The following is a 22,896-nucleotide window of genomic DNA, read 5'->3' as shown; positions in this document are numbered from 1 at the left end:
TTATTTTTTCGTTTACTTAGTACCAAAAATCTTATCGCCGGCATCGCCGAGGCCCGGAATGATGTATCCGTGCTCGTTGAGGCCCTGGTCAATCGACGCGGTGTACAGCTCGATATCCGGATGCGCTTTTTCCAGCGCCGCAATACCTTCTGGCGCAGCAACCAGCACCAGCACTTTAATGCTTGAGCAGCCCGCTTTCTTCAGCAGGTCGATGGTCGCGATAACGGAACCACCGGTTGCCAGCATCGGGTCAACGATCAGCGCCATACGCTCATCGATGTTGGAAACCAGCTTCTGGAAGTAAGGAACCGGCTCCAGCGTCTCTTCGTCACGGTACATACCGACCACGCTGATACGCGCGCTTGGTACGTTTTCCAGTACGCCGTCCATCATGCCCAGGCCCGCACGCAGGATTGGCACAACGGTAATTTTCTTACCTTTAATCTGGTCGATTTCTACCGGGCCGTTCCAGCCTTCGATGGTCACTTTCTCGGTTTCCAGACCGGCGGTAGCTTCATAAGTCAGCAGGCTGCCGACTTCGGAGGCGAGTTCACGGAAGCGTTTGGTGCTGATGTCGTTCTCGCGCATCAGGCCCAGCTTGTGTTTGACGAGTGGGTGTTTAACTTCCACAATCTTCATTCTCTTTCTCCTTTAGATGGGGCAGCCACAAAAAAAATCGCGGGATTATACCGCTTTTTTCCGATTGCGCCATACCTATGATGATTGACCAGGATCAAGCAAAGCGGCGAATGGGTCCCCAAAGAGTATAAGACAGGATAAAAATAAACCCCGACTCGCGGGGTTTTATTTTACATATTCAGCGGGTTATAGCTCGCTACCGTTGGTCGCAATCACCTTCTGATACCAGGCAAAAGATTTTTTACGGCTGCGCGCCAACGTGCCGTTACCTTCGTTGTCTTTATCGACATAGATAAAGCCGTAGCGTTTCTTCATTTCGCCGGTACCGGCGGACACCAGGTCAATACAGCCCCACGGGGTGTAGCCCATCAGATCCACGCCGTCTTCCACGACCGCTTTTTTCATTTCGGCAATATGCGCAGAAAGATAGTCGATGCGATACTGGTCGTTCACCGTGCCGTCGCTCTCCAGCACGTCAATCGCCCCGAAGCCGTTCTCCACGATAAACAGCGGCAGCTGATAATGGTCGTAGAACCAGTTCAGGGAGTAGCGCAGCCCCACCGGGTCAATCTGCCAGCCCCAGTCAGATTTCTGCACGTACGGGTTGGAGACCAGGCTGGTGGTTTCATCGTAGTCGAGCTGCGGGTTATCGTCGGTGGCCTTGGTGGCAAACGACATATAGTAGCTAAAGCCGATGTAATCGACGCAGCCTTCAGTCAGCGCCTGGCGGTCTTCGTCAGTGATATCCAGTTCAAAACCGCGACGCTCGAAGTAGTTCAGCAGATGCTGTGGATATTTGCCGCGCACGTGCACGTCGGTGAACCAGTAGCGGCGGTGCATGGCGTTCATCGCCATCATCATATCGTTTGGCGCACAGCTCAGCGGGTAGATTGGGCACATGGCAATCATGCAGCCAATTTGCAGCGCAGGGTTGATTTCATGCCCGGCTTTCACCGCTAGCGCACTCGCCACCAGCTCATAGTGCGCGGCCTGATACATCACCGGCTCACGGTCTTCCCCCGGCTGATACTTCAAGCCAGAGTTAGTGAACGGCGCAAAATCTTCGTGGAAGTTCGCCTGGTTGTTGATTTCGTTGAACGTCATCCAGTACTTCACTTTGTGCTGGTAACGGGTAAATACCACTTTGGCAAAGCGAACGAAGAATTCAATTAGCTTACGGTTGCGCCAGCCGCCGTATTCGGTAACCAGGTGATACGGCATTTCGAAGTGCGACAGGGTAATAACCGGTTCGATACCGAGCTTCAGGCATTCATCAAACAGGTCGTCATAGAACTGTAGGCCTGCTTCGTTTGGTGTCAGCTCGTCGCCATTGGGGAAAATACGCGTCCAGGCAATAGAGGTACGGAAGCACTTATAGCCCATTTCAGCGAACAGCTTTAGATCGTCTTTATAACGGTGGTAAAAGTCGATGGCTTCGTGGTTCGGATAATTTTTTCCTGGCAGTACGCCGTTGGTGATTTCGCGCGGCACACCGTGCGCCCCGGCGGTCATCACGTCCGCCACACTCACGCCTTTTCCGCCTTCCTGCCAACCGCCTTCAAGTTGGTGTGCGGCTACCGCGCCGCCCCAGAGAAACCCCGCTTTGAATCCAGACATATCTTTCCCTCGTTAAACAGTAAGTTGTCGCTGCGAATAATGCTGATTGAAATGGTAAACCGCGCCGTTCAAAAAAAAGAAACCGGTTTCATTAATATGATGTGGATTGTGCGAAAGGGATGCAAGGACAAGGGTGTACCCGGTTTCATTTTCGTGAGCAGTATCATATTTGACCGATATATAGGTGGAAACAATGGAAAATCCGGACGGCAAAAATTGGGATCAGAATAGGCTCGCAAACGTTTGCCTGGACTGATAGAATTGCGCCGATTTTTCTTGCTATCGCAAACGCGTGGAGACTTAGCAGTGACCGACAAAACCTCTCTCAGCTATAAAGATGCCGGTGTTGATATTGACGCAGGAAACGCTCTGGTTGACCGTATCAAAGGGGTGGTGAAGAAAACTCGCCGTCCAGAAGTGATGGGTGGATTAGGCGGTTTCGGCGCACTGTGCGCGCTGCCACAAAAATATCGCGAACCGGTGCTGGTTTCCGGCACTGACGGCGTTGGCACCAAATTGCGTTTAGCGATGGATTTAAAACGTCACGACACCATCGGGATCGATCTGGTAGCCATGTGCGTGAACGACCTGGTGGTTCAGGGCGCTGAGCCGCTGTTCTTCCTCGACTACTATGCGACCGGTAAGCTCGACGTTGATACCGCCGCAAGCGTTATCAGCGGCATCGCTGAAGGCTGCCTGCAGTCTGGCTGTGCGCTGGTTGGCGGCGAAACCGCTGAAATGCCGGGCATGTACCACGGCGAAGATTACGACGTGGCCGGTTTCTGCGTCGGCGTGGTTGAGAAATCAGAAATCATCGACGGTAGCAAAGTGACCGACGGTGACGTGCTGATTGCCCTCGGCTCCAGCGGCCCGCACTCTAACGGCTATTCGCTGGTGCGTAAAATTGTTGAAGTCAGCGGCTGCAACCCGGACACCACCCAACTGGAAGGCAAAACCCTGGCCGACCACCTGCTGGCGCCAACCCGTATCTACGTGAAATCGATTCTGGAACTGATTGCCAGCGTTGACGTTCACGCCATTGCGCACCTGACCGGCGGCGGCTTCTGGGAAAATATCCCGCGCGTGCTGCCAGACAACACTCAGGCCGTTATCGATGAATCCTCCTGGCAGTGGCCGGCGGTATTCAACTGGCTGCAGGATGCCGGCAACGTAAGCCAGCATGAAATGTACCGTACCTTCAACTGCGGCGTGGGCATGGTTATCGCGCTGGCGGCTGACCAGGCTGACAAAGCAATTGCGCTGATGAACGAAAAAGGTGAAAACGCGTGGAAAATCGGCTATATCAAAGCCTCTGATTCCGAACAGCGTGTGGTCATCGAATAAATGAAAAATATCGTGGTGCTGATTTCCGGCAGCGGCAGCAACTTACAGGCAATTATTGACGCCTGTGAGCAGAAAAGGATTCCTGGCACCATTCGAGCGGTATTCAGCAACAAGGCCGATGCGTTCGGCCTTGAGCGGGCGCGCGAGGCGGGCATACCCCAGCACGCACTGGCGGCAAGTCAGTTTGCCAGCCGCGAGGCCTTTGACCGCGAGCTGATGCATGAAATTGACGCCTATGCGCCCGATGTCGTGGTGCTGGCGGGCTATATGCGCATTCTGAGCGCTGAGTTCGTTCAGCACTATCAGGGCAAGCTGCTCAACATCCACCCTTCCCTGCTGCCAAAATACCCTGGGCTCAATACCCACCGCCAGGCGCTCGATAACGGCGATACAGAACACGGCACCTCGGTGCACTTTGTCACCGAAGAGCTGGACGGCGGACCGGTTATTTTGCAGGCCAAGGTACCGGTTTTTGACGGCGATGATGAAGAGGAAATCACCTCTCGCGTTCAGGCGCAGGAGCACGCTATCTATCCTCTGGTGGTGGGCTGGTTCCTTAACGGTCGCCTGAAGATGCAGGATAATCACGCCTGGCTTGATGACGTGAAGCTGCCGCCGGAAGGCCATGCCGCAGAATAAATTATGCCGCTGTAGGCCTGATAAGCGTAGCGCCATCAGGCACGCCGCGAGCACATTACCGGATGGCGGTGTAAACGTCTTATCCGGCCGACATGAATAACCAAAGAGGGCCTTTATGGCCCTCTTTTTTATGCAAATCAGGATAACTGTCATACTTAGATGACACAGTTGGACATAGCCCGGCAAAGCTAGCAATATAAACAGTGAGACGACTTTGCCGCGTCCCGTGAACAAACCGGAGTGTAAGTAGTAATGGGTCAGGAAAAACTGTACATCGAAAAAGAACTGAGCTGGTTGTCATTCAACGAGCGCGTCCTCCAGGAAGCGGCAGACAAAAGTAACCCGCTGATTGAACGCATGCGTTTTCTGGGGATTTACTCCAACAACCTCGACGAATTCTATAAGGTCCGCTTTGCAGAGCTGAAGCGCCGCATCATCATTAGTGAAGAACAGGGCGTAACCACGCATTCCCGTCACCTGCTGAGCCGTATTCAGGCGCGGGTGCTGAAAGCCGATCAAGAGTTTGATGGCCTGTACAACGAACTCCTGCTGGAGATGGCGCGCAACCAAATCTTCCTGATTAACGAACGCCAGCTTTCCGTGAACCAACAGGGTTGGCTTCGCCACTACTTTAAACAGCATCTGCGCCAGCATATCACCCCGATTCTGCTGAACCGGGAGACCGACCTGGTCCAGTTCCTGAAAGACGATTACACCTACCTGGCCGTTGAGATAATCCGCGGCGATGAGATCAACTACGCGCTGCTGGAGATCCCGTCAGATAAAGTGCCGCGCTTCGTTAACCTGCCACCTGAAACGCCGCGCCGCCGTAAGCCGATGATCCTGCTCGATAACATCCTGCGTTACTGTCTGGATGATATCTTCAAAGGCTTCTTCGACTACGATGCCCTCAACGCCTACTCCATGAAAATGACCCGTGACGCCGAGTACGATCTGGTACACGAGATGGAGTCGAGCCTGATGGAGCTGATGTCCTCAAGCCTGAAGCAGCGTCTCACCGCTGAGCCGGTACGCTTTGTGTATCAGCGCGATATGCCAGATGCCATGGTAGAAATGCTGCGTAAAAAGCTGACCATTTCCCGCTACGATTCCATCGTGCCGGGCGGTCGCTACCATAACTTTAAAGACTTCATTGGCTTCCCGAACGTCGGCAAAGCCAACCTGGTCAACAAACCGATGCCGCGCCTGCGCCACATCTGGTTTGATAAGTTCCGCAATGGCTTTGATGCCATTCGCGAACGCGATGTGCTGCTCTACTACCCGTATCACACCTTTGAGCACGTGCTCGAGCTGCTGCGTCAGGCCTCGTTTGACCCGAACGTGCTGGCCATTAAGATCAACATCTACCGCGTGGCGAAAGACTCACGCATTATTGATGCGATGATCCATGCCGCCCACAACGGTAAAAAAGTTACCGTGGTCGTGGAGCTGCAGGCGCGCTTTGATGAAGAAGCCAACATCCATTGGGCGAAACGCCTGACCGAAGCGGGCGTTCACGTTATCTTCTCCGCGCCGGGGCTGAAAATTCACGCCAAGCTGTTCCTTATCTCCCGTAAAGAGGGCGATGACGTGGTGCGTTACGCGCATATTGGTACCGGCAACTTTAACGAGAAAACGGCGCGAATCTACACCGACTACTCGTTAATCACCGCCGATGCCCGTATCACCAACGAAGTGCGTCGGGTGTTCAACTTTATTGAGAACCCGTACCGCCCGGTCACCTTCGACTATCTGCTGGTATCGCCGCAGAACTCGCGTCGTCTGCTTTATGAGATGATCGACCGTGAAATTGCCAATGCGCAGAACGGCCAAGCCGCGGGGATCACCCTGAAGCTGAACAACCTGGTCGATAAAGGGCTGGTCGATCGCCTGTATGCAGCCTCCAGTTCTGGTGTGCAGGTTAATCTGCTGATCCGCGGTATGTGTTCTTTGATTCCAGAATTAGAAGGGATCAGCGATAATATTCGCGTAATTAGTATCGTTGATCGTTTCCTTGAGCACGATCGCATCTATATTTTTGAGAACGGCGGCGATAAACGCGTTTATCTCTCCTCCGCTGACTGGATGACCCGCAATATCGACTACCGTATCGAAGTAGCCACACCGCTGCTCGACCCGCGTCTCAAACAGCGGATCCTCGATATTATCGATATTCTGTTCAGTGATACGGTGAAGGCCCGCTTTATTGATAAAGAACTGAGTAATCGCTATGTGCCACGCGGTAACCGACGCAAGGTCCGCGCGCAGCAGGCGATTTACGATTACCTCAAATTACTTGAACAACCTGACTAACCTATGCCAATAAAAAGCAAAGCACCCCGGCCGCAGGAGTTTGCGGCGGTTGATCTCGGTTCGAACAGTTTTCATATGGTTATCGCGCGCGTTGTCGACGGCGCGATGCAGATTATTGGCCGTCTGAAGCAACGCGTTCATCTGGCCGATGGGCTGGATGAAAACAACATGCTGAGCGAAGAGGCGATTGAACGCGGGCTGAGCTGCCTGTCACTGTTTGCTGAACGCCTACAGGGGTTCTCCCCTTCCAGCGTCTGCATCGTGGGTACGCACACCCTGCGTCAGGCGGCGAACGCCACCGAGTTTCTGACACGCGCGGAAAAGGTGATCCCTTACCCCATTGAAATCATCTCGGGGAACGAAGAAGCCCGTCTGATTTTTATGGGCGTAGAGCACACCCAGCCAGAAAAAGGCCGCAAGCTGGTTATCGATATCGGCGGCGGCTCTACGGAGCTGGTAATTGGTGAGGACTTTGAACCTCGGCTGGTTGAAAGCCGTCGTATGGGCTGCGTGAGTTTTGCACAACAGTTCTTCCTCGCCGGTACCATCAACCGTGAAAACTTCCAGCGTGCGCGCCTGGCGGCGGTGCAGAAGCTGGAGACGCTGGCATGGCAGTACCGTATTCAGGGCTGGAATTTTGCCATGGGCGCATCGGGCACCATTAAAGCGGCGCATGAAGTGCTGGTCGAGATGGGCGAGAAGGACGGGTTTATCACCCCAGAACGACTCGAAATGCTGGTTGAAGAGGTGCTGAAGTATAAAAACTTCAATAGCCTGAGCCTGCCGGGCCTGTCGGAAGAACGTAAAGGCGTGTTCGTGCCAGGGCTGGCAATCCTCTGTGGCGTGTTTGATTCGCTGGCGATTAAAGAGCTTCGTCTTTCCGACGGCGCGCTGCGTGAAGGCGTGCTGTATGAAATGGAAGGCCGCTTCCGTCATCAGGATGTGCGCAGTCGCACCGCGCAAAGCCTGGCAAATCAGTACAACATCGACCGTGAACAGGCGCAGCGCGTACTGGAAACCACCATGCAAATGTACGATCAGTGGCTGGAGCAGAACCCTAAACTGGGTAATCCACAGCTGACCGCACTGCTGAAATGGGCTTCAATGCTGCATGAAGTGGGGCTGAATATTAACCACAGCGGTATGCATCGCCACTCCGCCTATATTCTGCAAAACAGCGATCTGCCGGGCTTCAACCAGGAGCAGCAGTACCTGATGTCGACGCTGGTTCGTTTCCATCGTAAGGCGATTAAGCTCGACGAGCTGCCGCGCTTTACGTTGTTCAAAAAGAAACAGTTCCTGCCGATGATTCAGCTACTGCGCCTTGGCGTGCTGCTGAATAATCAGCGCCAAGCGACGACAACGCCACCGACGCTGAAGTTGACGACTGAAGCGAACCACTGGACGCTCTGCTTCCCGCACGACTGGTTTACCCAGAACGCGCTGGTGCTGCTCGATTTGGAAAAAGAGCAGCAGTATTGGGAAAGCGTCACAGGCTGGCTGTTAAAAATCACTGAGGAGCGGGCGCCCGACGAAGTCGTCGCTGCCTGATTCACACGCCGCTATTTCTGCTACCGCCAGCTCCTCCAGGGGAGCTGGCTTGCCAATACCGTACCCCTGCAGATAATCAATCCCCAGCGCAATCGCCGCCATGCGAATCTCTTCGTTCTCGACGTATTCCGCCACTACCCGCATTTTCTTCATGCGCGCCAAGTGGCAGATAGACGCGACAATCTGGTAATCCAGGCTGCTGGTCGCAATATTACGGATAAAGCTGCCGTCGATTTTCAGAATATCAGCGCTGATATGTTTGAGACGCGCATAGCTGGCATAGCCAGTACCAAAGTCGTCAATCGCCACCCGACAGCCCAGATCCTGAAGTTCATGCAGCGTTCGCCGCGCCTGCTCGGCGTTAACCAAAGAATGACTTTCGGTAATTTCAAAGACCAACTGCCAGGCCTCAATACTGTACTCTGCCAGTAGGTCCTTAACCTGCTGAGAAAAACCAGTCCCGCTCGCCGTTGAGGGGGAAAGGTTCAACGCTAAACGCATACCCGGATTGCTCTTTCGACGACTCGCCATAAAGCGCAGCGTATTTTCCAGCACCCAGAGATCGATACGCGACGCCATGCCAAACTCATAGGCAACAGGTAAGAACAGCAGCGGCGAAATCAGTTCGCCGTCGTCGCCCAACATACGCAGCAGCACTTCGTGATAGTCATCGCCGCGTACGCCGACAATAGGCTGCGCCATCAGGCGGAAACCATTGTTCTCCAGCGCCTGCTGCACCCTTACCATCATCGCAATCTTATCTTTCAATTCCTGCTGCAGATACTGCGCGCCACGGCGTTGCAGGTTTTCCGGCCGGTTAGTGACCAGAGAGAGCTCTGCGACCGTATTGAGCTCGCCCAACATTAAAGAGAGATGAGCGATCGGCGAATGAATATAGCAGTAGCTGACCCCAACCTGCGGCTGTAGCGGCATCCCATTCCAGCTATAGCGAAATTGATGTATATGGGCGTACAGATCGTCAAGGCGATCTTTATAGGATTCGGTATGCAACAACACCGCTAAATCGCTGCCGGTGAGCTGGTACACGTCCTCACCAGGGCGAAGTACGTCGCTGATATGTTTCGCCAGATTCTGCTTGTAGTTTATACGCAGCATAATGCCGTAGTGGCGCGTCAGTACTTCGAGGTCCGGCATCCGCAAAAAACAGAGCACCGACCAGGGAGTATGGTTAATCGCGCGGCTCAGGGCGCGCATATTGGGCAAGCTGACGACCGGGTCGATAAACGCTATACGGCGTACGCGCTCATGAATCGCCCGCTGGCGGCTGGAGAGCATCGCCATGTACGCAATAATGAACGAGAAAATGAGAAAGCTGGATGACGTAATCGCCATCTGCACGCTGTAGCCCGCGCTTCGGGGAACATAGTGATAGTGATAGTGGATGGCCACAATCAGCATCACCGTCCAGACAACCGAGATAAAGCGGTAGCCAAAACGCATTGCGCCCCAGAGCATAATCGGCAACAGCAACGAGATCGTGTAATTCGTACTAAAAATAGAGCTGGCTTTCGTCAGCGGGGACATCAGCATCGAAAAGATACCGGCTACTATCACTGTCCAGACCAGCATCTCCGGCCCTGTCACCTTAGGGTCGAAGTCACGCCGCACCTGCGACAGGAAGCTGCGGAAATAGTAAGGATTACGGATTAAACGAATCAGTAAATAGCACAGCGGTACCCCTGTGAGATAACCCATCAGCAGCGACTGATAGTTAATCAAATTACGCTGGGTCAGCGGCGAGGTCCACTCCGTATCCCCCAGGCTCGGATAGAGTCCCAGGTACAGAGTAAACTGGATCAACAGCAGGAAAATGGTCGCAGGGACGAACATTTGCCAGAACAGCCTATATGCCATCAGCCGCGTATCGCCGTGCGAGACCATCTTTCGCTGCTGGTTAAAAAACTGATAGCCTCCCCATGACACGATCGTCGGAATGAGGAACTGTAGCGTGATGCCCAGTTTTTCAACGAGATGTAAATCTTTCGTCAGGTAGCAGCCAATGCCAGTGATAAGCCCGGGCAGTGCTTTCCAGCTAAAAAACAACATCATGCAAAGCATAAAAGGCAGTGGTAGGTAATAAAGGTAAGCCCTGCCACCGCCAATATAGGTATATGTATTAGCAATTTTGATTATTGGTAACACAAGAAGAGGCAATATCAGGGGGAGTCCCCACCATTCATCTCGATATTGCTTATATAATTTACAGAAATTCATAGATGCTCTAAGGATACCCCAAATCCAGCTGGGTATTTTCAGACAGGCATCCAACCTGGCTTAAAAAGGCCGCGACAGAAGCTATTACGCGGGTCAGGCGAAGATTTTAGTTATCGGTTACGAATGAAGTTTGATATGAGTCAACAAATAGCACACATCAAAACATTAATTTTCTATTTTTAGGTCTATCGCCAATTATCAACGCCAGCTTGTGAATACGAATAATATCTTATATAACATTAATTAATGTTTTATCTGACGGTTCTTTACATTCACCGCAATTGACCCCTGCCCCTCTCTGTGCCTTAATGTACCCATCGCCCGTCTATGGGTATAACGTAAGGACCCCTTTGTGAGCCAGGTTACCAGCCTACGCAAGCGACACCGATTTAACGGTCGAATGACCCGAATCGTACTGCTTATCAGCTTTATCTTCTTCTTCGGACGCTTCGTCTACTCCTCTATCGGTGCGTGGCATCACCACCAGGACAAAAAAGAATCCCAGCAGAGCAGCCTGTCGCAAAAGACGCCTCCCGCACAAACAGACGTTCGTTAACGCCCTGCATCCACCATTTTTTTACACCGAGATTCCTTACCGGATGGCTAACAACCCGACTTTTAACCATCCGGTAAGGAATTTAGTTACCCCTTCTTTCTGATCAAACGCTGACCTTTATCCGCCGATATTGGTAAAAAAATTTCTTCCCGCACAATTACGCAAACTTTTCTTTTTCTACAGTCGCAACATGCCGCGCTGATTTTTTGTAGCCCTGATAAAGCGCATAAAAAAGAATCAGTAAGCGCACTAATAGTCACCAATACATAATCCCAAAACAATCCAATTTATAAATACATAAAAAATTTATATATGTTTTGGATATTTAATTGATTTAGCCACTATTCATTATAACGCGACAGGGTTTGAGCATGACTGGTTTTACCTTATTTCCTAAAATAAAAAGCAGCCTGGAGTGGATGTCGGGGCATAGTGATGCCGTTATCCAGTTTGGCTGGAACATCGTTGCCGCGATTATTCTATTATTTATCGGTAAGTTTATATCCCGCGTGCTCTCCCGTGGTCTGGAGAAGCTGCTGTTAAAGCGCAAGGTTGACATCACCATTGTCCAGTTCTTTACCGCGCTGGTGCGTTACATCACGCTCGCCTTTTCCGTGGTCGCCGCGCTGGGTCGCCTGGGCATTGAAACCTCATCCATCATTGCGGTGATCGGTGCCGCAGGTCTCGCCGTTGGCCTGGCGCTGCAAAGTTCGCTGTCAAACTTTGCCGCCGGCGTCATGCTGGTCTCCCTGCGTCCTTTCCGTGCCGGTGAAGTGGTACAGATTGGCGCCATGACCGGCACCGTTGAGAAGGTCCATATTTTCTCCACCACGTTGCTTACCGGCGACAGTAAAGAAGTGGTTATTCCGAACGGTAAGATCATCGCCGACAACATCATCAACTACTCACGCCATCCATTCCGCCGTATCGATCTGGTCATTGGCGTTGGCTATCAGAGCCGTATCGCTGATGTGAAAAAAGTGATTACGCGCATCATTGAGCAGGATAATCGTATCGATCTACAGCGGGGGACGACCGTCCGTCTGGGTGAACTGGGAGCTTCATCGCTGAACTTCTACGTTCGCGTATGGGTACGTAACGCCGAATACTGGAACACCTATTACGATCTGCTGGAAAATATCAAAGAAGCGATGGATACCAATCACATCGACCTGCCGTACCCACAGATGGATATTCGCGTAGAGAACGTCACCAACCGGCCTCAGCAACAGCTGCAACTGGTAGACTAACTGCCATCTCCCCTCTTTTCAGAGGGGAGTCTTCCACTCGTGCTGCTGTAATAACCGGATAACTTCCGTCATCCCTTTACTGCGAATTTTATCCTGACGCAGCACCACGCCCAGCTGACGATAAAGCAGCGGCGACAGCGACCGGACGTGCAGCCCTTCACTATCGTCGCGACGTGTTACAGCCATACGCGGAATAATGCTGTAACCCAAACCCGCAGCCACCATTCGTTTAATGGCTTCAATGCTGCCAAGCTGCATCACCGGCGTCACCTGTAACCCTGCCTGCTGAAACCAGCCATCAATCAGCGTGCGCGTCCCGCTCCCGGCTTCAAAGGCAATCAGCGGTAGGCGCTGTAGCACCTCAGGGCTGAGTTCAGCCTGGGCGTCAGCGCTAATAAACACAAACTCTTCACGTATTACCGCCGTGACGTCCAGGCCACGTCCGCTGGCCGGAAGCGTCACCAATCCCATATCGAGACGGTTCTCTTCTACCGCGCGGGTAATATCCTGCGTATTACCGGTGGTCACCCCTACCACCAGCATCGGGTATCGTTCACGAAGCTGCTGTAAAAACGGCGGTAACAGATGAATACAGGCCGTGGCGCCGGTGCCAAGCGAGATGGTGCCGCTCACTTTCTGGCTGCAATCATTGACCGACTGCACCGCTTCATTCACCGCTTGTTCAATACGTTCACTATGCGACAGCAGCGCCATACCCGCCGCCGTGGCCTTCACACCGCGCCCGGTACGTTCAATCAACCTGGCCTGCAAAAACTGTTCAAGCTGCCGCACCTGTAGGCTCACCGCAGGCTGCGAAATACCCAGTACATCCGCCGCCGCGGAGAAGCTGCCGCGTTGGGCGACCAAACGAAACGTCGCCAGATATCCCAGGTTTAGCGTCATCATTCAAAGTTTCTCTTATCAGGGTCATAAACGGGGGGCTCTGCCTGCACAATAGCGCGCAGGTTATGCTGCCAGCAACTGCATAACTTACGGAAAGCTAATGAAAACACCTGCCGCACCGCTCTCCATCACTCTCGCTGCCGGAGGCAACCAGCTCATCAACTGGGGAATTTCGTTTTATATGCCTGGCACCTTCGCCCGCGCCATTGCGCAGGATACCGGGTGGGCACCAACGCATATTTATCTGGGACTGACGCTGGCGATGCTGGCAATGGCGCTACTCTCCCCTTGGGTGGCCCGACTGCTGGCGCATTTTGGCGGTCAGCGCGTGGTCGTGAGCGGCACGCTGCTGATAGCCGTAGGCTGCCTGCTGATGTCGGTGATTCACACGCTCGCAGGCTGGTATGCCGCCTGGCTGATAACCGGTATCGGTATGCGGCTGGCGCTTTACGACGGACTTTTCGCCGCTCTGGTGAATTTGTACGGCCAGCGCGCCCGCTCGACCCTCTCTCGCGTTACGCTCGCCGGCGGGCTTGCCTCCGCCGTATTCTGGCCGCTAGGCACAGCGCTATTAACGATCATCGACTGGCGACATGCTTTACTTTTTTACGCTCTACTGGGGATTATCAGCGCCCTGCTGTTAAAAACGCTGCCAAACCAAAAATTACCCCCGGTGAAATCTCGGCGTCGCGCCCCCGCATCACAGCATGACCGCCGCACTAGCCTGCTCTTCGCGTTGTTGATTGCGCTGGTGACCTTTATTTCCAACGGCACCTCCACGCACCTGCCCGAGTTTATCACCGCTCACGGTCTGCCCATCACTATTGGCATACTCTGGGGCATCGGGCAGACCGGCGCACGTTTTCTTGAGGTGGCCTCAGGTTCAGCGTTAACGCCGATGACGCTCACGCTGCTTACCACCTTTCTCATCCCGCTCTGTTTTCTTCTTGGCATTAGCAGCGCGCATATTGCCTGGGCTGCCGGGGGCTTTGTTTTCGGCTATGGCGCTATTAATGGGCTAACCACCGTCTTTAAGGCCACGCTGCCACTGCAACTCTTCGCCGCCGAAGACTATGCCCAGCGCACCGGCATATTATTAATTCCCGCGCAGTTACTGGCCGCCGCTTCGCCGTTTGCCTATGCCTGGCTGAACCAGCATCTGGGACTCAATGGCAGCCTGATGGTCTCTGCCGTACTGGCACTGATCGTTGCGGGGCTGGCAGTGTCGATTGCGCTGTGCCAGGCTAGTCGCACAATAAAAACGCGCGATGAACAACCTTATCGACAAGGATAATCCCCATGCACCTGGAGTCTGAACATCTCACCTTACGTCCGGCAACGGCAGACGATCTCGACGATCTTTATCGCATTTACGGTGACCCGGCGACCAACACCTTTAACCCCGCAGGCCCGCATGTAGATATCGCACACTCTAGCCGGGTGCTAGCGGGGTGGCTCGAGCATCTCCAGGTTTATGGTTTCGGTAACTGGGCCATCAGCCTGCGGGAAAATCCGCAGCGGGTGATTGGCTTTGGCGGTCTGCGAATTGTGGAATATCCCGACTGCACGGTGAACAACCTGGGGTATCGCTTTGCACCAGAGGCCTGGGGCAAAGGGCTGGCCACTGAGTTTTCGCTGGCGGCAATTAATTACGCGTTCAACGTGCTGGAATTTCAAGAAGTGGTGGGTATCGTGCGCAAAAACCATCTTGCCTCACAGAAGGTGCTGCTTAAGTGCGGGCTGACGCTGGTGCGAGAGATTGACGATGTGCCGGGGAAGGAGCCGAGCTTGATGTTCAGGCGGCTACGTGGATAAGTAGCTATAAAAAAAGCCTCTGCATTGCAGAGGCTTTTTAACGTCACGACCGCAGGAATATTATTCCCACTCGAATATCAATGAGAAAATAAAAGATAAATAAATCAATGCATTGTAAACAATTACTTAGCAGATACCACGAAAAATACCATGTCTCAGCAATAGGGCTGTCTACAGGCTGTTCAGACGAACAATATGGTCGCTCTACTCCTACTAGAGTCCTTAGCTCGGTCACATCACTCATTTCAACGCAGATGTGAACAAAATGAGGCATCAACGCACCTATTCAGTTAGTGTATTCGATATCGTATGTGGCAATGAAAAATGGAGTTACCATCTTGAAAGTAAGTGAGTTATCTGGCCAAATTGGCCGACTTTACGGCTTGAACAACATCAACATAATTATGGGCCGAAACGGCGCGGGAAAAAGCCGTTTCCTTCGCGATATCGAAGAAACAACCAGCCAGAACAAGCAGCGATTTTATGTCCGATATGTAAGTCCAGAGCGAGCGGGGTCGTTCAAGCGTGATGGCAACGTCCTCACAAATATGAGCGACAACCCCGAATGGCTGAGGCACACTCGGGCAGTTAATCAGGCAAGCAACTTCAAAGCTGCATCGGCTATGCTATTTCGCGAGGCTGAGACGCTTTACTTACGTCGACTTGCCAATACCCCGGAAATTCGAACTGATCTAACGCGAAACTTTCAGACAGACCGATTAAGTAAAATTAATCAGCTTCTCACTAACATTTCGCTCGAGATGGGTAACGCCGATTATGAGTTTCGATCACTTGTAGATGGTCAGATCATTGATCCTGCCCAGATCAGTAGCGGCGAATCAGAAGCGGTTGCATTAGCCGCAGAAATCATCTATTTCTTCGACACAATAGATCTGGAGAAATTCAACGTACTCCTCCTTGATGAGCCTGATGTACATCTGCACCCCGACCTCCAAGCTAGACTGGGCAAGCTGATAATCAGTATGCTCGACGAATTCAGAACCCACGCAGATAGCATTGCCATATGCTTATCCACTCATAGCTCTCCGCTCGTCTGTTCTCTTGCCGCCTCACCATATGTATCAATCGGCACGAAGAGCTTTGCAGTGAATGAAATCTCATTGATACCGGCCAGCGACGAACTTCGAAAGATTGCACCATTCTTCGGGCACCCCCTATCGCTTTCTCTTAGCGAAGACGCTGCATTAATTTTGGAAGGAGAGGACGACGAACGAGTCTGGCAACAAGCGGCCAGAACATCACAGGGTCGAATAAAAATCTTTCCCGTACTAGCAGGTAGCGTAGATCAACAGAGTCAACTTGAGGATTTTTGCGTAGACCTCCTTAGTACACTCTATGACAATCCAATCGCCTTTTCCCTTCGTGACGGCGATGGTGTAATCAACGAGTCGCTTGAACATCGCCTACCTCTTAAACGCTATCGCTTACGATGTTACGCTATCGAAAATGTTCTTTTGACTGATTCATGCCTTGCAGTAATGAACGTTACATGGGTGGAGTTTGTAGCCGCAGCCAAAAAATGGGTTGAGGATAATCAAACACATTCCGACATATCGTTGATTGCAGAACTAATGGAGTCGAACGACCGATTGCGTCACAAGAAGATCAAGAAAATCCGCCAACTCGTCTGTGCTATTGTTGAGTGCAAAAAACCTTGGGAGGTAGTAGTTGGACAAGCAATCGGAGCATTGACCAGAGAAGACCTTGAAAACTCGAATATGTTGATCGATTTCCTTGACGGAAAAATGGTCAGCGACGTCATTTTCAGGGACGCAATAAACCCATGAGAATAGCCTGATACCATGACCACGATTGATCCGCCCTCATGGTATCAGGATTTATTTTATAACCCGCCTCTCAATACACCAAGAGATTGCGGTAAAGTGGAGCAGCATGATTACCAGCTTTATCTGGCGATAAATGATATTGAGCATACGAAAACGAAGGCAACGTCACCTAAGACCAATAGTATCTGCGAGCAGTTCCATAAAACGATACTGAACGAGTTTTATCAGGTGACGTTCCGCAAAAAGTTATATGATGATCTTGAAGCATTACAATCGGTTCTTGATGAATGGCTGGTTCACTATAATAATGAGCGAACCCATCAGGGAAAAATGTGCAGTGGCCGGACGCCGATGGAAACGTTACTTGATGGAAAGCACATCTGGGATGAGAAAAACTTAAGCCAGATGTAATCTGACAGATACCTTTATAAATAGCCGGTAATTGTCAGATCAGGTCTGATCTAATACGACTTAACTGTGTTATGAGCAATACTGAGGATGGATATGGAACCAGAGAAATTTGCTGAAACTGCAATAGGATTTACCAAAAGCCCTCTTGGTATCATTGCACTCTTTATTGTTCTCGTTTATGGATTTGCCTCTTTCGTCGTTGGCTTTGGTAATGGCTTATCAGAGCATATAGCTCCCCTTATTTATTTCATGGTTTTCTTTCCTGTCATTGTGTTTCTTGGCTTTCTCTGGCTTGTTGCGAAACACCATAATAAGCTTTACGGGCCGTCAGATTTCAAAGATGAAAATAATTTTTTAAGAGCACAAATAGCTACAGCAGCATCATTGGCCGCCGCCACAGCAAAACAGCCTGAAAATAGTGCAGGGGTCACTGAAAGCCAACTGCGAAAAATCGTCAACGTTGTATCCAATGCAAAACGGCAGAGTAAGCATGAAAAATGGCGAAATCGTATTTTATGGGTGGATGATCGACCAGAAAATAATGTTTACGAAAGACAGGCATTTGAGGCACAGGGAATAGAGTTCGCTTTAGCTCTTTCAACTGACGAAGCCTTGGAATTGATAAAAACAAATAAGTTTGCAGCTATTATTTCGGATATGGATCGCAAAGAAGGGGCGCAAGAAGGTTATGTCTTACTAGAAAAATTACGCGCAATGGGAGACAAAACTCCTTTTATGATCTATGCGTCCTCAGATCTACCAGAGCACAAGAGAATGGCAAGAGAAAGAGGCGCAATTGGCTCCACTAATCGAGCAGAAGAACTCTTTCAAACTGTCATGGGTGCGATTACCAATGGCTCATAACAAAGCCATTAAATTCGCCCCCTACGGCTACGGTTGCCGGACGCTCACAACGGCCAGTATCTCATTTGTCGATTTGATCGATCTCATCATACCCTTGTAAGCACTTCCGGCTAGACTGTTTTGGAATACCGCCATTTTGTTGGTAATGGCTTTTATCTTTAGGCCATAGCCGATATTATAGAATTACGGCCTTAAAAATAGAAGTCATACACTCAATGAAAAACCAATAAAAAATGCCAGTCAGAAAACTGACTGGCATTAAAGTTAGTTGGAAAGGTTTAATTTACTATTTATAGCCAGTCCTACTCCCACTCAATCGTAGCCGGTGGCTTACCGCTGATGTCATACACCACGCGGGAAATACCGTTGACTTCGTTGATGATGCGGTTGGATACGCGGCCGAGGAAATCGTATGGCAGGTGCGCCCAGTGTGCGGTCATAAAGTCGATGGTTTCGACCGCGCGCAGGGAAACAACCCAGTCGTATTTACGACCATCGCCCATCACGCCAACGGAACGGACCGGCAGGAACACGGTGAACGCCTGGCTCACTTTGTTGTACAGGTCGGCTTTGTGCAGTTCTTCGATAAAGATAGCGTCCGCGCGACGCAGCAGGTCGCAGTATTCTTTCTTCACTTCGCCCAGCACGCGAACGCCGAGACCTGGACCTGGGAACGGGTGACGGTACAGCATGTCGTACGGCAGGCCCAGTTCCAGGCCAATTTTACGTACTTCGTCTTTGAACAGCTCACGCAGCGGTTCAACCAGACCCATCTTCATCTCTTTCGGCAGGCCGCCCACGTTGTGGTGAGATTTGATGACGTGCGCTTTACCGGTTGCGGAGGCCGCAGATTCGATAACGTCAGGGTAGATAGTGCCCTGCGCCAGCCACTTAACGTCTTCCAGCTTCAGCGCTTCTTCGTCGAACACTTCAACGAATACGCGGCCGATGATTTTACGTTTGGCTTCTGGATCGTTCTCGCCTTTCAGCGCGTCGAGGAAGCGCTGTTCGCCTTCGACGTGAACGATGTTCAGACCGAAGTGGTCGCCAAACATATCCATCACCTGCTGGGCTTCATTCAGGCGCAGCAGACCGTTGTCGACGAACACGCAGGTCAGGTTTTTACCGATTGCGCGGTGCAGCAGCATGGCGGTAACGGAGGAGTCCACACCGCCGGACAGGCCCAGAATAACTTTATCGTCACCCACCTGCTCGCGAATACGAACAATGGCGTCTTCGATAATTTTGTCTGCGGTCCACAGCGCTTCACACTGGCAGATGTCGCGTACAAAACGCTCCAGCATACGCAGGCCCTGACGGGTATGGGTCACTTCCGGGTGGAACTGCACGCCGTAGAAGCGTTTTTCTTCGTGCGCCATAATAGCGAACGGGCAGCTATCGGTGCTAGCAACGGTGACGAAGCCTTCCGGAATAGCGGTCACTTTGTCGCCGTGGCTCATCCACACGTCCAGCAGCGGTTTGCCTTCAGCGGTCAGGGAGTCTTCGATGCCGCGGATCAGCGCGCTGTCGGTCTGTACTTCAACCTGCGCATAGCCGAATTCACGCTCGGTAGAGCTTTCAACGTGGCCGCCCAGCTGCATTGCCATGGTCTGCATGCCGTAGCATACGCCGAAGACCGGCACGCCAGCGCTAAACACGTACTCTGGCGCACGCGGGCTGTTTGCTTCTGTGGTGCTTTCCGGGCCGCCGGAGAGGATGATACCGCTCGGATTGAACTCACGGATTTGCGCTTCAGTAACATCCCATGCCCACAGCTCACAATAAACGCCCAGTTCACGTACGCGACGTGCAACCAGCTGGGTGTACTGGGAACCGAAATCAAGGATGAGAATGCGATGTTTATGAATATTGTCTGTCATTTGACGTTAATTCCGAGGCAAGTGAAACAATAACAAAGCGCCCGGTAAAAACCGGGCGCGGAAACTTATCAGGAGCCCATGCGGTAATTCGGGGACTCTTTGGTGATGGTCACGTCGTGAACGTGGCTTTCCTGGATACCCGCGCCGCTGATACGCACGAATTCAGCCTTCGTACGCAGCAGGTCGATGGTACCACAGCCGGTCAGACCCATACAGGAACGCAGGCCGCCCATCTGCTGGTGAATGATCTCTTTCAGGCGACCTTTATAAGCTACGCGACCTTCGATACCTTCTGGTACCAGTTTGTCGGCAGCGTTATCGCTCTGGAAGTAACGGTCGGAAGAACCTTTGGACATCGCGCCCAGGGAGCCCATGCCGCGGTAAGATTTGTAAGAACGGCCCTGGTAGAGTTCGATTTCACCCGGGGATTCTTCGGTACCTGCCAGCATAGAGCCTACCATCACGGCAGCAGCGCCTGCGGCGATCGCTTTGGCGATATCACCGGAGAAACGAATACCGCCGTCGGCGATAACCGGAATACCGGTGCCTTCCAGTGCTTCAACCGCGTCGGAAACGGCGGTGATCTGCGGTACACCTACGCCCGTTACGATACGAGTCGTACAGATGGAGCCAGGGCCGATACCCACTTTAACCGCGCTGCAACCCGCTTCAGCCAGCGCACGAGCGCCTGCGCCGGTAGCCACGTTGCCGCCGATGATTTGCAGGTCTGGGTATTTCGCACGGGTTTCACGGATACGTTGCAGAACGCCTTCGGAATGGCCGTGGGAGGAGTCGATCAGCAGGACATCAACGCCCGCTGCAACCAGCGCATCAACGCGGTCTTCGTTGCCCGCACCCGCACCAACCGCCGCGCCTACGCGCAGACGACCTTTCTCGTCTTTACAGGCGTTTGGTTTACGTTCGGCTTTTTTGAAGTCTTTAACGGTGATCATGCCCAGCAGGTGGAAACTATCGTCCACCACCAGCGCTTTCTCTACGCGGCGTTCGTGCATCTTAGCGAAGACCACTTCACGGGATTCGCCTTCGCGAACGGTAACCAGACGCTCTTTCGGCGTCATGTAAACGCTCACCGGCTGGCTCAGGTCGGTCACAAAGCGCACGTCACGACCGGTAATGATACCGACCAGTTCGTTGTCTTCGGTCACAACCGGGTAGCCCGCGAAGCCGTTACGCTCGGTCAGCTCTTTCACTTCGGCAAGAGTGGTGGTTGGCAGAACGGTCTGTGGGTCGGTAACCACACCAGATTCGTGTTTCTTCACGCGGCGAACTTCTTCCGCCTGGCGCTCGATGGACATGTTTTTGTGGATAAAACCAATGCCGCCTTCCTGTGCCAGGGCAATTGCCAGGCGCGCTTCAGTCACGGTGTCCATTGCCGCAGAGAGCATAGGAATGTTCAGGCGAATCGTTTTGGTCAGCTGAGTGCTGAGGTCAGCAGTGTTCGGCAGAACGGTAGAATGAGCGGGAACGAGGAGGACGTCGTCAAACGTCAGGGCTTCTTTTGCGATACGTAGCATGGGCAATATCTCACCTGGGAGGTTATTAAATATTGCCGCGGCATTATACAGAGCGTAAGCGATTGCATCCACACTTTTTTGCATAAAATGCTTGCACTCACCTGTTAGCAGGTTACTATCGACTGAATAACCTGCTGATTTAGAATTTGATCCCGCTCACATGTTATCCTCACAAAGCCCCTCAATTTTTACCGTTAGCCGCCTTAACCAGACGGTACGTCTACTGCTTGAGCAGGAGATGGGCCAGGTGTGGATTAGCGGCGAGATTTCAAACTTCACCCAGCCCGCTTCCGGCCACTGGTACTTCACCTTAAAAGACGATAACGCCCAGGTGCGCTGCGCGATGTTCCGCAACAGCAACCGCCGCGTGACGTTCCGCCCGCAGCATGGGCAACAAGTGTTGGTCCGAGCCAATATTACGCTGTACGAGCCGCGCGGTGATTATCAAATCATCGTCGAGAGCATGCAGCCGGCGGGCGAAGGTCTATTACAGCAAAAGTATGAACAGCTAAAAGCAAAGCTTCAGGCTGAAGGCCTCTTTGACCAGCAGTTCAAGCAGCCGCTCCCCTCCCCCGCGCACTGCGTTGGGGTGATTACTTCCAAAACGGGCGCCGCGCTGCACGATATTCTTCATGTATTGAAACGCCGCGATCCGTCGCTGCCGGTGGTAATTTACCCTACCGCCGTCCAGGGCGAAGATGCGCCGGGGCAAATCGTGCGCGCCATTGAGTTGGCCAACGCCCGCCACGAATGCGACGTGCTGATCGTCGGGCGCGGCGGCGGCTCGCTGGAAGATTTGTGGAGCTTTAACGATGAGCGCGTGGCGCGGGCTATTTTTGCCAGCCGTATTCCGGTGGTAAGCGCCGTCGGCCATGAAACTGACGTCACCATTGCTGATTTTGTCGGTGACCTGCGCGCGCCAACGCCATCTGCCGCCGCGGAAATCGTCAGCCGCAATCAGCAGGAGTTAGTCCGCCAGATCCAATCCGCCCAGCAGCGTCTCGGCATGGCGATGGACTACTACCTGGCCAACCGCAGCCGTCGCTTTACCCAGATATTCCATCGCCTCCAGCAGCAGCACCCGCAGCTAAGACTGGCGCGCCAGCAGACGACGCTGGAACGTCTTCGCCAGCGCATGAGCTCGGCGCTGGAAAACCAGATGAAACAGGCCAATCAACGCCAGCAACGCATGGTGCAGCGCCTGAATCAGCAGAACCCGCAGCCGCGCATTCATCGCGCCCAGTCGCGTATTCAGCAACTGGAGTATCGTCTGGCCGAGAATATTCGCGCCCGTCTGAGCGAGCAGCGCGAACGTTTTGGTAACGCCGTCACGCACCTTGAAGCCGTCAGCCCACTGGCAACGCTGGCCCGTGGTTACAGCGTGTCCACCGCCTCCAGCGGGAACGTGCTGAAAAAGGTCAAACAGGTAAAAGCGGGCGATACCATCACCACTCGTCTGGAAGACGGCTGGGTAGAGAGTGAGGTCACCACCGTGACCCCACAGAAAAAACCGCGCGCCCGTAAAGCCCTCTGACA

Annotated in this window: 17 protein-coding genes and 1 pseudogene; 12 read left to right on the top strand and 6 right to left on the bottom strand. The window is 52.6% G+C overall.

Annotation, left to right across the window (positions count from 1 at the left end; all coding sequences use genetic code 11):
• Window positions 1–12: 12 nt before the first annotated feature.
• The gene (gene upp, locus ACH1XZ_RS00495; protein WP_035891452.1) at window positions 13–639 is read right to left on the bottom strand and encodes a uracil phosphoribosyltransferase; all 627 of its coding nucleotides are present in this window, start codon (window positions 637–639) and stop codon (window positions 13–15) included.
• Between the two features lie 186 nt (window positions 640–825).
• A complete protein-coding gene (locus tag ACH1XZ_RS00490) occupies window positions 826–2,256 on the bottom strand; it encodes a 6-phospho-beta-glucosidase (RefSeq protein WP_395593896.1) in 1,431 nt (476 codons plus the stop codon).
• A 306-nt stretch (window positions 2,257–2,562) separates the two neighbouring features.
• Here ACH1XZ_RS00490 and purM point away from each other — a divergent pair, with 306 nt between their 5' ends.
• The 4 genes from purM (at window position 2,563) to ppx (ending at window position 8,103) form a co-directional block, all read left to right on the top strand.
• A complete protein-coding gene (gene purM, locus ACH1XZ_RS00485) occupies window positions 2,563–3,600 on the top strand; it encodes a phosphoribosylformylglycinamidine cyclo-ligase (protein WP_270503056.1) in 1,038 nt (345 codons plus the stop codon).
• Complete coding sequence (gene purN, locus ACH1XZ_RS00480) at window positions 3,601–4,239, top strand: phosphoribosylglycinamide formyltransferase (RefSeq protein WP_395593895.1); 639 nt, start codon at window positions 3,601–3,603, stop codon at window positions 4,237–4,239.
• 252 nt (window positions 4,240–4,491) lie between these two features.
• Window positions 4,492–6,552 carry a polyphosphate kinase 1 gene (gene ppk1, locus ACH1XZ_RS00475; RefSeq protein WP_123650261.1) on the top strand — a complete coding sequence of 687 codons (2,061 nt, stop codon included), beginning with the start codon at window positions 4,492–4,494 and terminating at the stop codon, window positions 6,550–6,552.
• A gap of 3 nt (window positions 6,553–6,555) precedes the next feature.
• Entirely contained in the window at window positions 6,556–8,103 is a 1,548-nt protein-coding gene (ppx, locus tag ACH1XZ_RS00470) for an exopolyphosphatase (protein ID WP_395593894.1), read from the top strand.
• Here ppx and ACH1XZ_RS00465 read toward each other — a convergent pair.
• Window positions 8,056–10,338 carry a sensor domain-containing phosphodiesterase gene (locus tag ACH1XZ_RS00465; protein WP_395593893.1) on the bottom strand — a complete coding sequence of 761 codons (2,283 nt, stop codon included), beginning with the start codon at window positions 10,336–10,338 and terminating at the stop codon, window positions 8,056–8,058. The genes ppx and ACH1XZ_RS00465 overlap by 48 nt on opposite strands.
• A gap of 352 nt (window positions 10,339–10,690) precedes the next feature.
• On the opposite strand from ACH1XZ_RS00465, the gene ACH1XZ_RS00460 reads away from it, so the two are divergent.
• Complete coding sequence (locus tag ACH1XZ_RS00460) at window positions 10,691–10,894, top strand: YfgG family protein (protein ID WP_072011319.1); 204 nt, start codon at window positions 10,691–10,693, stop codon at window positions 10,892–10,894.
• Between the two features lie 371 nt (window positions 10,895–11,265).
• The gene (mscS, locus tag ACH1XZ_RS00455; protein ID WP_395593892.1) at window positions 11,266–12,144 is read left to right on the top strand and encodes a small-conductance mechanosensitive channel MscS; all 879 of its coding nucleotides are present in this window, start codon (window positions 11,266–11,268) and stop codon (window positions 12,142–12,144) included.
• Window positions 12,145–12,162: 18 nt separating this feature from the next.
• On the opposite strand, the gene ACH1XZ_RS00450 is transcribed toward mscS, so the two are convergent.
• The gene (locus ACH1XZ_RS00450; protein WP_395593891.1) at window positions 12,163–13,050 is read right to left on the bottom strand and encodes a LysR family transcriptional regulator; all 888 of its coding nucleotides are present in this window, start codon (window positions 13,048–13,050) and stop codon (window positions 12,163–12,165) included.
• Window positions 13,051–13,147: 97 nt separating this feature from the next.
• On the opposite strand from ACH1XZ_RS00450, the gene ACH1XZ_RS00445 reads away from it, so the two are divergent.
• The 5 genes and pseudogenes from ACH1XZ_RS00445 to ACH1XZ_RS00425 all read left to right on the top strand — a co-directional run bounded on the left by ACH1XZ_RS00445 (window position 13,148) and on the right by ACH1XZ_RS00425 (window position 17,945).
• The gene (locus tag ACH1XZ_RS00445; protein ID WP_395593890.1) at window positions 13,148–14,341 is read left to right on the top strand and encodes an MFS transporter; all 1,194 of its coding nucleotides are present in this window, start codon (window positions 13,148–13,150) and stop codon (window positions 14,339–14,341) included.
• 5 nt (window positions 14,342–14,346) lie between these two features.
• Window positions 14,347–14,862, top strand: a complete 516-nt coding sequence (locus ACH1XZ_RS00440) for a GNAT family N-acetyltransferase (protein WP_395593889.1) — start codon at window positions 14,347–14,349, stop codon at window positions 14,860–14,862.
• Between the two features lie 338 nt (window positions 14,863–15,200).
• A complete protein-coding gene (locus ACH1XZ_RS00435) occupies window positions 15,201–16,670 on the top strand; it encodes an AAA family ATPase (protein WP_395593888.1) in 1,470 nt (489 codons plus the stop codon).
• Between the two features lie 87 nt (window positions 16,671–16,757).
• Window positions 16,758–17,081 (top strand): annotated as a pseudogene (locus tag ACH1XZ_RS00430) (integrase core domain-containing protein); the annotation flags it as partial.
• A gap of 93 nt (window positions 17,082–17,174) precedes the next feature.
• Window positions 17,175–17,945 carry a response regulator gene (locus tag ACH1XZ_RS00425; protein ID WP_395593887.1) on the top strand — a complete coding sequence of 257 codons (771 nt, stop codon included), beginning with the start codon at window positions 17,175–17,177 and terminating at the stop codon, window positions 17,943–17,945.
• Window positions 17,946–18,247: 302 nt separating this feature from the next.
• Here the strand turns inward: ACH1XZ_RS00425 and guaA are convergent, their stop codons facing one another.
• Window positions 18,248–19,825 (bottom strand): glutamine-hydrolyzing GMP synthase, encoded by a 1,578-nt coding sequence (gene guaA / locus ACH1XZ_RS00420; RefSeq protein ID WP_395593886.1) that lies wholly within the window; start codon window positions 19,823–19,825, stop codon window positions 18,248–18,250.
• A 68-nt stretch (window positions 19,826–19,893) separates the two neighbouring features.
• Window positions 19,894–21,360, bottom strand: a complete 1,467-nt coding sequence (gene guaB, locus ACH1XZ_RS00415; RefSeq protein ID WP_395593885.1) for an IMP dehydrogenase — start codon at window positions 21,358–21,360, stop codon at window positions 19,894–19,896.
• A gap of 160 nt (window positions 21,361–21,520) precedes the next feature.
• Here guaB and xseA point away from each other — a divergent pair, with 160 nt between their 5' ends.
• The gene (gene xseA, locus ACH1XZ_RS00410) at window positions 21,521–22,894 is read left to right on the top strand and encodes an exodeoxyribonuclease VII large subunit (RefSeq protein WP_395593884.1); all 1,374 of its coding nucleotides are present in this window, start codon (window positions 21,521–21,523) and stop codon (window positions 22,892–22,894) included.
• The last annotated feature ends 2 nt before the right edge of the window (window positions 22,895–22,896 follow it).

It is taken from the genome of Kluyvera chengduensis, from assembly GCF_044197065.1.
GTDB classification, from domain to species: domain Bacteria; phylum Pseudomonadota; class Gammaproteobacteria; order Enterobacterales; family Enterobacteriaceae; genus Kluyvera; species Kluyvera ascorbata_C.
This window is presented reverse-complemented; position numbering and strand designations above follow the sequence as displayed.

What these genes read in the sequence shown, in the direction of transcription:
- upp (WP_035891452.1), bottom strand. Translation starts at nt 639, where the DNA reads ATGAAGATTGTGGAAGTTAAACACCCACTCGTCAAACACAAGCTGGGC.
- ACH1XZ_RS00490 (WP_395593896.1), bottom strand. Translation starts at nt 2,256, where the DNA reads ATGTCTGGATTCAAAGCGGGGTTTCTCTGGGGCGGCGCGGTAGCCGCA.
- purN (WP_395593895.1), top strand. Translation starts at nt 3,601, where the DNA reads ATGAAAAATATCGTGGTGCTGATTTCCGGCAGCGGCAGCAACTTACAG.
- ppk1 (WP_123650261.1), top strand. Translation starts at nt 4,492, where the DNA reads ATGGGTCAGGAAAAACTGTACATCGAAAAAGAACTGAGCTGGTTGTCA.
- ppx (WP_395593894.1), top strand. Translation starts at nt 6,556, where the DNA reads ATGCCAATAAAAAGCAAAGCACCCCGGCCGCAGGAGTTTGCGGCGGTT.
- ACH1XZ_RS00465 (WP_395593893.1), bottom strand. Translation starts at nt 10,338, where the DNA reads ATGAATTTCTGTAAATTATATAAGCAATATCGAGATGAATGGTGGGGA.
- mscS (WP_395593892.1), top strand. Translation starts at nt 11,266, where the DNA reads ATGACTGGTTTTACCTTATTTCCTAAAATAAAAAGCAGCCTGGAGTGG.
- ACH1XZ_RS00450 (WP_395593891.1), bottom strand. Translation starts at nt 13,050, where the DNA reads ATGATGACGCTAAACCTGGGATATCTGGCGACGTTTCGTTTGGTCGCC.
- ACH1XZ_RS00445 (WP_395593890.1), top strand. Translation starts at nt 13,148, where the DNA reads ATGAAAACACCTGCCGCACCGCTCTCCATCACTCTCGCTGCCGGAGGC.
- ACH1XZ_RS00440 (WP_395593889.1), top strand. Translation starts at nt 14,347, where the DNA reads ATGCACCTGGAGTCTGAACATCTCACCTTACGTCCGGCAACGGCAGAC.
- ACH1XZ_RS00425 (WP_395593887.1), top strand. Translation starts at nt 17,175, where the DNA reads ATGGAACCAGAGAAATTTGCTGAAACTGCAATAGGATTTACCAAAAGC.
- guaA (WP_395593886.1), bottom strand. Translation starts at nt 19,825, where the DNA reads ATGACAGACAATATTCATAAACATCGCATTCTCATCCTTGATTTCGGT.
- guaB (WP_395593885.1), bottom strand. Translation starts at nt 21,360, where the DNA reads ATGCTACGTATCGCAAAAGAAGCCCTGACGTTTGACGACGTCCTCCTC.
- xseA (WP_395593884.1), top strand. Translation starts at nt 21,521, where the DNA reads ATGTTATCCTCACAAAGCCCCTCAATTTTTACCGTTAGCCGCCTTAAC.